10 protein-coding genes are annotated in these 13,231 nt (G+C 37.8%); 2 read left to right on the top strand and 8 right to left on the bottom strand.

The features are described from left to right. The first annotated feature begins 118 nt into the window (after nt 1–118). A complete protein-coding gene (locus tag Q0371_RS09730) occupies nt 119–1,486 on the top strand; it encodes an amino acid permease (RefSeq protein ID WP_169360250.1) in 1,368 nt (455 codons plus the stop codon). A gap of 48 nt (nt 1,487–1,534) precedes the next feature. Here the strand turns inward: Q0371_RS09730 and Q0371_RS09725 are convergent, their stop codons facing one another. The 6 genes from Q0371_RS09725 to Q0371_RS09700 form a co-directional block, all read right to left on the bottom strand. Beyond that, nucleotides 1,535–3,511 carry a S9 family peptidase gene (locus tag Q0371_RS09725; protein ID WP_298470689.1) on the bottom strand — a complete coding sequence of 659 codons (1,977 nt, stop codon included), beginning with the start codon at nt 3,509–3,511 and terminating at the stop codon, nt 1,535–1,537. 489 nt (nt 3,512–4,000) lie between these two features. Continuing rightward, nucleotides 4,001–5,554, bottom strand: a complete 1,554-nt coding sequence (locus tag Q0371_RS09720; RefSeq protein WP_251556858.1) for a fatty acid--CoA ligase family protein — start codon at nt 5,552–5,554, stop codon at nt 4,001–4,003. A gap of 166 nt (nt 5,555–5,720) precedes the next feature. Next, on the bottom strand, nt 5,721–7,655 hold the full coding sequence (locus tag Q0371_RS09715; RefSeq protein ID WP_298470686.1) for an ABC transporter permease: 1,935 nt from the start codon (nt 7,653–7,655) through the stop codon (nt 5,721–5,723). Between the two features lie 37 nt (nt 7,656–7,692). Then, entirely contained in the window at nt 7,693–8,466 is a 774-nt protein-coding gene (locus Q0371_RS09710; protein WP_169360254.1) for an ABC transporter ATP-binding protein, read from the bottom strand. Beyond that, nucleotides 8,447–9,472: a sensor histidine kinase gene (locus Q0371_RS09705; protein WP_169360255.1), complete on the bottom strand. Its 1,026-nt coding sequence runs from the start codon at nt 9,470–9,472 to the stop codon at nt 8,447–8,449. Before Q0371_RS09705 ends, Q0371_RS09710 begins: the two co-directional genes overlap by 20 nt. Before the next feature lies 1 nt (nt 9,473). Continuing rightward, nucleotides 9,474–10,178, bottom strand: coding sequence for a response regulator transcription factor (locus Q0371_RS09700; RefSeq protein ID WP_169360256.1), 705 nt, complete (start codon nt 10,176–10,178; stop codon nt 9,474–9,476). A gap of 298 nt (nt 10,179–10,476) precedes the next feature. Between Q0371_RS09700 and pnuC the strand changes: the two genes are divergently transcribed. Beyond that, the gene (pnuC, locus tag Q0371_RS09695) at nt 10,477–11,199 is read left to right on the top strand and encodes a nicotinamide riboside transporter PnuC (RefSeq protein WP_169360257.1); all 723 of its coding nucleotides are present in this window, start codon (nt 10,477–10,479) and stop codon (nt 11,197–11,199) included. A gap of 183 nt (nt 11,200–11,382) precedes the next feature. On the opposite strand, the gene Q0371_RS09690 is transcribed toward pnuC, so the two are convergent. Further along, nucleotides 11,383–11,994, bottom strand: coding sequence for an ABC-2 transporter permease (locus Q0371_RS09690; RefSeq protein ID WP_298470679.1), 612 nt, complete (start codon nt 11,992–11,994; stop codon nt 11,383–11,385). Continuing rightward, on the bottom strand, nt 11,987–12,856 hold the full coding sequence (locus Q0371_RS09685) for an ABC transporter ATP-binding protein (protein WP_298470724.1): 870 nt from the start codon (nt 12,854–12,856) through the stop codon (nt 11,987–11,989). The genes Q0371_RS09690 and Q0371_RS09685 overlap by 8 nt, the downstream gene beginning before the upstream one ends. Between the last annotated feature and the right edge of the window lie 375 nt (nt 12,857–13,231).

The following is a 13,231-nucleotide window of genomic DNA, read 5'->3' as shown; positions in this document are numbered from 1 at the left end:
ACTTCCATGCATATAATTTTATCATACTATTCTTTCGAAAGAATATTTCCTATATAGTTTCTATTGTGGTAAAGTGTTATTTGTGAAAATTACATATATAAAAGGAAGTGCTACTCTCGTGGGTGGAAATCAACAATTACAACGAGGCTTGGAGCAACGGCACATCACCTTAATGTCGTTAGGCGCTGCCATTGGAGTCGGACTATTTTTAGGCTCCGCAACAGCCATTCAATTAGCCGGACCAGCTATTCTGATCTCCTATATTATTGGAGGCCTAGCTATTTTCATTATTATGCGAGCGCTAGGGGAAATGGCCGTCCATAACCCGGTATCCGGATCTTTTAGCAGGTATGCAAAGGATTATTTAGGATCGCTGGCAGGATATATAACTGGATGGAATTATTGGTTTTTATGGGTTGTCACCTGTATGGCCGAAATTACAGCAGTTGGAGTATACATGAAAATGTGGTTCCCTGATACGCCATCGTGGATTTGGGCTTTAGCTGCTTTGGTGATTATGACTCTAGTTAATTTGATTGCCGTAAAGGCTTACGGAGAATTTGAATTCTGGTTTGCTCTTATTAAAATTGTGGCAATCCTTGCAATGATATTCGTCGGACTTGGCGTTATTATTTTTGGTATAGGTAACGGCGGTGTAGCCGTTGGTATAAGCAATCTATGGACAAACGGTGGCTTTGCCCCGAATGGAATAACGGGTATATTCATGTCTCTACAAATGGTCATGTTTGCTTACTTAGGTGTTGAAATGATTGGAGTAACAGCTGGAGAAGCAAAGAATCCTAAGAAGGTTATTCCTAATGCCATCAACACGGTATTTTGGCGAATTTTATTGTTCTATGTGGGAGCTTTGTTCGTTATTATGTCGATTTATCCTTGGAATGAAGTGGGAGACAACGGTAGTCCGTTTGTTTTAATGTTCGAGCAAATTGGTATTGGACCAGCTGCGGGTATTATTAACTTTGTTGTTCTTACCGCTGCGTTATCAAGCTGTAACAGCGGAATTTTCAGTACAGGGAGAATGCTCTTTAATCTAGCAGAGCAAAAACAAGCACCTGCTTCCTTTAAGCGAATCAGCGGTACTGGCGTTCCCTCAAAAGCTATTATTTTCTCTGCTGCACTATTATTGTTTGGCGTTTTACTAAATTACTTAGTACCGGAAAAGGTATTTATTTGGGTAACGAGTATCTCGACCTTCGGAGCAGTTTGGACATGGGGAATTATTCTAATGTCTCAATTAAAATTCCGAAAATCTTTAACTAAGGGAGAAGTTTCAAGACTTTCATATAAGGCATTATTCTATCCCTACGGCTCGTATCTCGTGCTTGCCTTTTTAGTATTAGTGCTTGGTCTCATGGCTTATTTCCCTGATACAAGGGTCGCAGTAATAGTCGGTCCTATATGGATCATCGGCTTAGTATTTAGCTACTACAAAAATGGCTTTCATAAAAAGAAAAACCAGATCTAAATAAAGCCCTTCATTCTCTAAAAGGAGATGAAGGGCTTTTCTTAATGCTTAAATATACTTTTCAAACCATCCCGTAATTTGTTCGAGTCTCGTTTGGCGTAGATTTGGTAACCCGACACGCGATAAATTGTGATCTGCTTGCGGGAAACGTACAAAGCTTGTTTCTTTCCCCATTCCCTTTAAAGTAATATACAACTGTTGAGCTTGCTCTATTGGACAACGATAGTCGTTTTCACTATGCAAAATAAGTAACGGAGTTTCCACCTGAGACGCATATTTTAATGGAGATGCATCCCAAAGTTTATTAATATCCGTCATATCTCCACCAATTTGCCAAGGTGTGAAATAATATCCTATATCGGAAACGCCGTAAAAGCTAACCCAGTTAGAGATAGAGCGCTGGGTTACAGCTGCCTTAAAGCGATTTGTATGACCGACAGTCCAGTTCGTCATAAAACCACCGTAGCTTCCTCCTGTTACTCCTAGACGATCATTATCAATCCAATCATTTTCCGACAACACATAGTCAACGCCTGCCATAATGTCCTCATAGTCTCCACCACCATAGTCACCTCTTACGGCATCTACAAATTCTTGACTATACGAATGACTACCTCTTGGGTTTACATATAGCACTCCGTATCCCTTAGCCGCCAATAACTGTAGCTCATGGAAGAACGTGTTTGCATACATCGTATGGGGACCACCATGAATCTCTACAATTAGCGGGTATTTCTTTCCGTCCTCAAAACCAGCCGGCTTCATCAGCCACCCGTGAACATCCCAGTCCTTAGCCCCCTTATAAACAATCGCCTCTGGTTCGACAAGTTCTATTTCTTCCAAAAGCTGTTCATTGAATGAAGTTAGTGCTTTTCTCTCCCCAGTCGTCAAATTAAGCTTAAATAATTCCCCGGGAAATACTGAATTACTTATCGTGGCAAGTGCAAATGTGCCATCTTTCGCAACGTCATATCCATAAACATGCTCGTTTTCAGGTGTGGCTGGATAGATCTCTCCCTCTAAGGAAGCTACATAGAGGCGGACGTCACCCATAGTAGAGAGCTGAAAATATACATAGTTGTCTTTTGTCCAGGCTACACTTGGTGCACTTGCTCCTTGCTGCAAATCACCTCCGGAATAATCTCCGACTGGAGCATCAATTCCTTCTGTTAAAGACTCTCTTACACCTGTTTGAACATTATAAATATATACTTCATCATGTGTTGCATTTTCATAAGTTCTATTTGATCCTACAAAAGCAACATAGTCATTTTCATGTGAAAAAGCAGCGCCTCCGAAATAACCCTCTTCATCTACTAATATGCTCTCTTCCTTCGATTCCATATCTACTAAATACAAAGGTTGCTTAAATGAAAAGTCTTGGTTTTCTTCTCTATTTACTCCCATTACTATTTTCTTGCCATCATGTGAGACTGCCTGCAGGCTATGCTGGTGATTACCTTCTGTGAACTGTACAATCTCCTCTGTATCCAGGCTGATTATTCCTATTTGTCTATAGATGTCTTGCGGTAATAATCCTACACCGTCAGAATGATATCTCATCTTATCGACTACGTATGCCTCGGGCTGCTTGTTTTCTTCTTTTTCAGGGTCGTCTGTCCAGCTTTTCCCCTCTTTTAAAGGCGCGACAAACCAGATTTTTTTACTGCAAGGAGACCAGTGGAAGCTTGAGATTCCTTTTTCAAAAGTGGTTAGCTTCTTTGCTTCTCCACCCTTGGATGATAGTAGAAAAAGCTGACTTTTTTCTTCTCGACTAGACAAGAACGCTATGTATTTTCCATCCTTAGACCAACATGGTGATGATATACGTTCCTTCAGATGTGTCCACTGGGTCACCTCATCTGTCTCTAAATCTACATGATACAAATAAGAATAGTATTTATTATCTTTCTCATTCATTTCAGTTCTAATAAATAAGGCATCCTTATTTGATGGAGAAATTACAGGATTTGTAATAGATTGCAGTTTAAATAAGTCCTTTGCTTCTAACCGTCTTTTAGTCATTATTTTTCCTCGCTTTCTTGTTGTCTTTCTTATTTCGACATTATAAATCATTTTCCTTTAATTCCCGAAAAAAAGAATGCTACATGAATATTTTCATATTTAACATTAAGCAAAATTGATCTCTTCATAAGGCAAACACATTTCATAGGATGAGCAATAAGCCGTCTTCCTACCCAAACACCCAATACACTGCTGTTTACTCAATCCAACTAAATTTACGACAATGGGTCCGTGTTTTACTACAATCCCACACTAATTTACGACAATCAACCCATAGATTACTACAATCGATAAGCAACTCTCTCAATCCAACTAAATTTACGACAATGGGTCCGTGTTTTACTACAATCCCACGCTACTTTACGACAATCAATCCATAGATTACTACAATCAATCAGTATCTCTCTCGATTCAACTAGATTTACACATGTGCACTATATTTTAATTCCCACTAAAAAAACTGCCTCCCATTTCAGGAGGCAGTTTCTGTTATTTTGCTTTGGTTGTTGGCTTCAATGTACGACGTAGTATTTTACCAGTCGTATTTTTTGGAAGCTCATCTAAAAATTCTATACTTTTTGGAATTTTATATTTTGCTAGTTTTTCAGCGCAATAATCATGAAGCTGCTCTTCCGTTAAGGATTCATCCTTTTTCACAACGAAGGCAAGTACTTCTTCTCCAAAGTTAGGGTCTGGAACGCCGATAACGGCTGCTTCCACGATGCCAGGGTGCGCAAATAATACTTCCTCAACCTCACGAGGGTAAACATTATAGCCCCCGACAATGATCATATCCTTTTTACGGTCAACGATATAAAAATAGCCTTCCTCGTCTTGGCGAGCTAGGTCACCTGTATAAAGCCAGCCACCACGAATTGCATTTTCCGTTTCTTCAGGCATCTTGTAATAGCCCTTCATGACGTTCGGTCCACGAACAATCAGTTCGCCAACTTCTCCTACCGGTACCTCTTCCCCGAGCTCATTTACCACTTTGTTTTCTACGTTAACTATAGAAGTTCCAATGGATCCTGCCTTGCGGTCGCGATCAATTGGGTTAAAGCAAGTTACTGGAGAAGCCTCTGATAAACCATAGCCCTCCGAAATACGCACTTTAAATTTGTCTTCAAAGTTGTGCAATAAAGCAACCGGTAAGGAGGATCCTCCAGAAATCGCTAAACGAATCGTAGAGAAATCTTCTACCTTTCCTTCTGGGAATTGATATAGGAAGTTGAACATCGTTGGTACACCAGCAAAGACAGTTGCCTCTTGCTCTTTAATCACATGGAACACTTCCTGTGGACTGAATCTAGGAACTAACAGAATAGTAGCCCCCATTAATAATGGTGCATTTACTACTACCGTCAATGCAAATACATGGAATACTGGAAGTGTCGCTATTACTCGGTCGTCTGTGCTGAAGTTTAAATACTCGGCAACGTCACGAGCGTTCGAGTAAATATTATTAAATGTCAGCATAGCACCCTTAGGATGTCCAGTAGTACCAGATGTGTATAGAATGACAGCTGTGTCATCTGAATCAATTTCCACTTGAGGTACTGCTTCCACTGCTGTAGAAATCAAATATGTAAACGATTTCACCTTAGACTTTAAGGTAGCTGGAAGAGCTGCAAGCTTTTCAGGTGTTGATGGATCTGTCTCACAGATAATATAGTTTTCTACTGTTGAAAAAACACCAGCTGCCTTTTCTACTAGTGGTATAAACGCATCTAAGGCAATAATAGCTTTAGCGTCACTGTTTTTCACGATGTAGCTAATTTCATCTGGTGTGTATATTGGATTAATCGGTACTGCGGTTGCACCTAAACGCATGGTTGCATAAAGAGAAATTAAGAAGTGTGGAGAATTTCCAAGTAGAAACCCTACATTATCCCCTTTTTCTACCCCTAATGAATTCAAAGCAGCCGCAAAACGCTCTACCGACTGATTGAATTCTGCGTAAGTAGTGTCTTTTCCCATAAAATGATAAGCAATTTTGTCTGGATTTTTTAAGGCCCTTTGTTGAACGTGTGTCACTAAACTCATTTTTTACAGCTCCCATCTTTCTTGAATGAACAGTCATTCATAATCCCCAACTTAATTATATAAGAAAAGTTTTGACAATTCAATATAAAATGAAGGTTTGCACCATTTACTTCCAAAGCAAAATGGGAGCAGAGTACTAGCCCTGCCCCATTCTTTCATGCATATTTTATTCTTGAATATGGGCAATATATCTCCATCTTATTAAATAGAAATAGGATAGCTGGATAATGGTAAATACTATTAAAACTATTAACATTTCTTTAGCTATGGAAACTGCAGCTAGATCCACCCAAAATGCTTGTAAAAATAAGAAGGAGAAGGTGCTATGAATCATTGCTAGCCCCCAAGGTAAAAAGAATTGCGGAATTAGCTGCCTATTAACGATTTTAACTAGTTCTCTATCTGTTACTCCCATTCTTCTCAGTACATCATATTGCTTCTTATCTCTCTCCAAATCTGTGTATAGCTTGAAGTAAACAAAGCTACCTGCAGCTAGGATTAGTACTGCAGCAACTAATAGCCCCGTGAATAGAAGTAATGAGAAGGTAGCGCGAATAATGGAATAGTTCAACCCTGGGTTTACGTAATAAAAAGGATTGGAATTTATACCAGTAGAACTTACAGTTTCACTCATTAATTCGTCTAAACTAGTACCAATTTCTTTCGTACGGAGCCATTCAGAAATATGGAAGGCATAAAAGGTCATTCTCGATTGCTGGTCCTCATACCCCGCCAATGGTTCTGTTATTAATGAAAAGTCCTCATCACTAATAATGATTGTGCGATCTTTGATTGCTAGGGAAGGAAAAATTAACTTATTGTAAATATCCTGAATACGAAGAGGAATATTACTTTCCTCTAACACTGTCTGTTCATTTTCCACTCGGATACTTCCAAAGTCCTCTTCTGTATTGGGCACTAACAATGCCTGTCCCGGTAGCAAATCAACAAAAGGAAGTTTGAGTGCAAGTGCAAGGCTATTGACTTCTGATTCTCTAATGACGTTGACCGTCTCTCCTGTACTGGAGGACGTCTGCTTCTTCAGGTTAAATTTAACTAAATCATAAGAAAGCCCTTCATTCTGCAACTCCTTGGTTAGCTTCGTCACATGCTCTTGTTCATAGGGGTTATTCCAATCACTAGAGTAGAAAATACTTACAGGGTTTAACTCTCTAAACTGTGCGGTAAAGGAAGTAAACGAAGTAACGATTCCCACTGAAAGAAAGGCTATACAGGATACAATTGTTACAACGAAAAACATTTTGGCATTCTCTCGAATTTTAATCGATGCATCTGCGAAAGCGATTAACCGAAAAGACCGCCAATAAAGTTTTCTTTTGTTTCGAATGACCTGTAGCAGGTAGAGGATGCTGTCCGTATAAAAGTAATACGTTCCCCAAAATGCTAATGTCACAATGACGAAGCTAAGGGCAATATGCATTTGAAATGCCGAGAATATAACAAGTCCGTAGGCAGATAAAATGAGGATAAACCCCAGTAATGCTCTCCATTTTTTATATGCAGTCGGTTCCTCGTCATTACTATATCCTCTTAGAAGCTGGATGATATCTTTCTTACGTATAAAAACGACACTGCTAAAAGAAATCACGACAAACATCGTAACAAAAACGATGATTGTTAATGCAAATGGCTTCCAAGATACATACAAAGGAAGGCTATCGAGTAAAAAAAGCTCTCGGATAACCATAAAAAAGAACTTCGAAAATGAAAAGCCAAAGAATATGCCGACAGTAACAGATATAAGTCCTAATAGCATTGTTTCTATAAAAATCATCCGACCTAGCTGTTGCTTTTGCATCCCAAGATTCAGTAGTACGCCAAACTCATGCGACCTAGCCTGTATGAAGGCACTCATCGAATAAAATAAAAAAAACAATGTAAAAATGATTAATATAATCTCAGCAATCAGCATTCCACCAAATGCTATATCACGTAAAAACTGATCCTCAATCTTTGGATGAAACATTAACATCGTATAGACGAAGAACACCATAACAGAAAAGCTACTAGCTAGAAAAAAAGCTGCATAAATCCTGCTGTTCCTTATGACATTATGATAAGCAAATTGTTGAAAGGTCATTTTACATTTCCACCTAACTTTCATCTTTCGAAAATTATCAAGGCATTCGCAAAGAGTTTAAATCGTTAACGTTTCCACCTAAGAGAGAAAGGACGTTTAATATTCTCTGGAAGAAGGTTTGTCTTCGATCATCCTTATAAATCTCGTTAAAGTACTCTCCATCCTTGATAAATAGCACTCGATCGCAATAACTTGCTGCTATCGGATCGTGAGTTACCATAACAATGGTCGTATTACTCATCTGATTAACTTGAGTTAATATTTCTAATACATCACGTGCTGATTTAGAATCTAGATTCCCGGTTGGCTCGTCCGCAAGAATAATAGATGGCCCATGTATCAAAGCTCTTCCTATCGCAGTTCTTTGCGCCTGACCACCAGAGATCTCTGCTGGTCTCTTTTCTAGAATATTCATTAGATCCAACGATTCCGCTATCTCAATGACTTTTTCCCTCATTGTCCCTACAGGCTGCCCATCTAAGGTTAAAGGGAGAATCATATTTTCCTCTACAGTAAGCGCTGGGAGAAGGTTGAAATCCTGAAATACGAATCCAAGCTGTCTTCTTCTAAATAAAGACAAATCATCCTTTTTCAGCTCCAGCGGGTTTAAGCCGTCTATAAAGAAATCCCCAGAGGTTGGTCGGTCAATAGTGGAAATTATATTCAGTAAAGTAGTTTTTCCACTTCCTGATGGACCCATTACTGCAAGGAACTCTCCCTTTTCCACTTCAAAGCTAAGCTGATTAATGGCAAGGTGAGCTATTTTTCCTTCATAAACCTTCGTTATATCATCAAGAACTAATATCGACATCCTTGTCATCCCTTTCCTTAGAATCTAACTTCTCAAATAGGATCGATATGGTCGTCCCTTCACCAAGTATCGACTTGATGCTCATCTTGTGACCTAAACGATTACAGATTTCCTGAGCTAAATATAATCCCATTCCAGTAGATTCCCCACTTTTACGTCCATTCTCGCCCGTAAAAAAGGCTTTGGTCACACGTTTTATATCAGAGGCCGGGATACCAATCCCTTCATCCCTCACACTCAATACTACTTTTTCGTCCTCTAAAGTAGTTTCAAAAAATATCTTTTTATTTTCCTTCATCGTGTATTTAACAGCATTTGTTATAAATTGAGCAATAACAAAACGGATCCATTTAGCATCCGTCGCGATTAAACAATCATCTTCCATTTCAATGACTGGATAAACTCGATGACTAATAAACAATCGCTTATTCTTAGAAACCTCTTCTGCCACAACTTGCCTTAAATTCACTTGTTCTATGTGCATATCTTCTTCAAAGGTATCAAGCCTGGCATTCATAAGTACGGCTTCTAATCCTCGCTTCAATCGATCCGTTTCCTCGAGAACACTTTTAGAGTCCATCTGTTCCCCATTTTGTCCCATCATTTCTAAAACAGAAATTGGAGTTTTCATTTGATGAACCCAGCTGTTCATAAATTGCAGATGCCTGTTTTGAGTTGCATATAAAAGCTGTACCTCTTTTTGATATAAACGATAGATGTGCTGCAAATAGGTCTCCACCTGTCTTACTTCGGGGGAGTATCCTTCTTTTTGCAAGACTACCTCTATTTTGTTTGGAACAGATAGTATTTTTTTATAAAACGACATTTTTTTTATAAAAAGCGTCCCTAAAAAGGTAAGTGTTAGGATGGTGCTAATGACGATTGAGTATACGGCAGTATCAACGTTTCGAAAGCCATCCAGCCAATAAAGGAGCATGATAAATAACACAAGGAAAATTTGAAATATGATAAAGATAGAATGTTCTTTTATAAATAAACGAAACATATCAGGATTCCTCCGAACTAAGGTTTAAGCGATAACCTGCTCCTCGTACCGTTTCAATGGTGGAGCTCACATGGTAATCCGCAAGCTTTTTACGGACTCTTGTCATGTTCACATTCAATGTGTTCTCATCAACAAAGGACTGGTCATCCCAGAGCTCTTCTAATAGTTGCTCCCGTGTCACTACTTTAGGATAGTTTCTTAACAGTAATTCTAGTATGGTACACTCTTTCTTCTGAAGAGGAATTTCTTCCTTCCCAATATGTAGCTCCATCCGCTCCAAGAAAAGCTGAAGCTTTCCAGCTCGGACAATTCTCTCCTCCTGCTTTGCTGCATACTCCCCATACGTCCTTCTTAAATGGCTTCGTATTTTAGCTAGGACGATTTCATAATGGAAAGGCTTCGTAATAAAATCGTCTCCCCCATTTTCTAAAGCAAAAATCTGATCCATTTCACCTGATCTTGCCGAAACAAAAATAATCGGACAAGTCGTAAGCTGTCTTAATTGTCTACACCAATAATAGCCGTCATACGAAGGTAAATTCACATCAAGTAAAACAATGTGTGGATCAAAGGCTGTAAATTCCTCAATTATATGGTCAAAGTCTTCTATAGTATGTACTTCATAGTGATATTTTCTTAATGTATCTGCCAGTAGTGCTGCAATTTTCTTATCGTCTTCCACTACTAGCACTCGGTGTGTGTCCACAGTAATCCCCCTTAAAAAGTTCTTCTCTTATCATATCAAATCTTTCTTTATTATTCTTCATACACCCAAAGAATTCATACCACAATCATATTTTTTAAGCCTCTCCTATTGTGGTGGTGACATTTTAAAAATTTATTTTTCAAAGGATATTGTATTTATTCTCAGAATAATCTATTGTTTTATTGTTCGATACATTTTCTTATAAAGGAGGGTAATTTTTACTTATTTGCAAGAACCTCCTGAGGATTGTATGGAATTATTGTAGGGGAGAATAACATGATGAATAAAGGAGAGAGTGATGGGAATGTTCAAGGACTGGACTTTATTTGAAAAAGTTTGGTTGGGTGTATTTACGTTAGTTAATATTTATTTGTTTTTTGCTTGGAAGGATTCATTATTAGGTCTAATAAGCTCACTAACAGGTATGCTTTGTGTGGTATTGGTAGCAAAGGGGAAAATTAGTAATTATTATTTTGGTATTGTAAACACGTCTACTTATGCCTACATCACCTATACGTATGGATTATACGGGGAGTCTATGTTGAATGGACTGTTCTATTTTCCAATACAGTTTATCGGAATCTATTTATGGAGAAAAAACCTAACGAAAGTTCAGACAATTGGCGAAGACGTCTCTGTAAAACGATTAGACAAAAAAGGATGGATGTATATAATTGTTATCTCTATTGTAGCGTCTATATCTTATGCCTACCTTTTAAATGCTATTGGTGGCCAACAGGTTCGATTAGATTCAGCTGCAGTTGTGTTATCTGTTCTAGCTCAAATATTGATGCTTAAACGTTATGCAGAGCAATGGGTGCTTTGGATCGCTGTCAATGGATTAACAATTGTCCTTTGGGTGATCACACTTACAAAAACGGGCGGAAATGACTGGTCAATGCTCGTTATGTGGTCGGCATTTTTAGTGAACTCTATTTACGGATATGTAAACTGGCTGAAAATGCACAGAGCGCAACATAATCTTGAAGGAGAAGCGTATGAACTACGGCCTTCCAATTAACGAGTATGATCCAAACTTAACATTTGGCTATTATGGAGGTAAGTTTCTACCTTTTCAAATGGGTCTCTTAATGAAATAGATAGCTAGATTCTCTATGTAAAGGAATGTCTCAATATATAGAGACATTCCTTTTTAAGTGATGAATTTAACTAAAGCCTCCATCTAAGAGTTAGTGAGTTAAACTTAAAACACCTTCCGCTGATATACAGATTGGCTAACCATCCAGGAAATTAGATAAATTATAATGCAGGTAGCTGCGCCACTAAGGTAAAGAGTTGTTGTCGACATGCTAGTTAGAAAATCTGTAATCGCAGTGAGATGTTTGGTCAGGAATTGAAAGACTGGCGGGATAACAACAGCTAAGAATAGAAATCCAACCATAACCACTGCACCTATATATCCGGGTTTTAAAATATAAAATAACGGAAAGGCTATTGCTGTGAAAATGAAGAATAATCCCATGGCGATAGATATATCCTTTATCAAAAAGTCATAACTAAATATATAAAAAATAATACTAGCTACTCCTATTGATACAATCATATATGCAAGAGCGCCGATGTACTTTGCTGCCACAATCTCTTTTCTCGTATAAGGCAAAGAATTAAGAAGGATATTAGATTCTACTTGTTCATCGTAAATATATCCATTCAGTGGTATATACATGCTAGCCATCAGAAAAACAAAGGCTGGACTCATATGATCAGCAAATATTGCAAAGAACATAATAAACGGAATAAAAAGTAGTATCTGTGTTTTTTGAATAACTAAATCTTTTTTTATCAAATTATACATATTGCCCTATAGCTCCTTTCGTATAAAACATAATATCCTCCAAGGTAGCTTCTTCAATAACCACTTGAGCTCCTAATAATCTTTTTACTTCTTCTGCATTATTTGTTATTGCTTGAAATTCTGTCGAGGAACGTTCCATACTGATAAAACATTTTTCAATGTCTTGGTTGATTAGATTTGCACTTCCTTTTACTAATGCATAACGCTCCTGTATATTTCTTATCGACTCGTTGAAAAGAATCTTTCCTTTATGAATGAAAGTAATATTATCTGCGATTCTTTCTAAATCACTGGTTATATGGGTGGAGAAGAAGATAGTCCGCCTTCCATCTACCATCATATCTTTTAAAATATCCAGCAATTCTCTTCGAAAAACGGGATCTAAACCAGCTGTCGGCTCATCCATCATTATAAATTCAGCTTCATGAGATAGGGCTATTGCTAAAGAAGTTTTCATCAGCATTCCTTTGGAAAAGGTTTTAATAGCTTTGTTTAATGGGAGTTCAAACTTTCTGACATAATCATTAAATTGACTGTCACTCCAATTTTGATAAGCTGGACCAATTATTTTACGGATTTCTTTTAGATTCAAACTCTCGTAAAATACATTACTATCATAAACAAATCCTATGCGCTCTTTAATTTCCTTTTCATGATCGGCATAATCCTTACCAAATATTTTTATTTCACCTGTATCTGGCTGTAATAGATTCATCATTAGCTTCATGGTGGATGATTTCCCTGCCCCGTTCGCCCCTACAAATCCTGTTATTTGCCCTTGTTTAACATGTAAATTCATATTCTCTAAGGAGAAATCTTTAAAATATTTGCTGACATTTTTAAACTCTACTAAATTTCCTATTTTCCTCACCCCTTATTAAAATTAAAATGCGTGCTATCAAACTTTTCTTTGACACGATTTTTATTGCTCATTAACTCATCCCCCTGGAGTCATCTCCTATCGCAATCATCAGATAGAAAGGTACATGTTTAAATGTTAAAAAGCTATTTATGAAATTAACTGAGCTAGAACCCCCTCCTGACATAGATAAATTAAAAGAGTATATGTGATATATATACACTATATACTATATTAACGGTATGCACAATATTAAAATCTGATTTTTGTAAAAAAAAAGGCTATGTGAAAGGGTAGGGTTTGGGATGATTTATGATGCAAAGAAATCTTAGATCAGAGAGTAGAATTGATTGTTCGCACCAGCCGGACGCTTTCCTC

This window comes from uncultured Psychrobacillus sp., from assembly GCF_938022135.1.
GTDB lineage: Bacteria > Bacillota > Bacilli > Bacillales_A > Planococcaceae > Psychrobacillus.
This window is presented reverse-complemented; position numbering and strand designations above follow the sequence as displayed.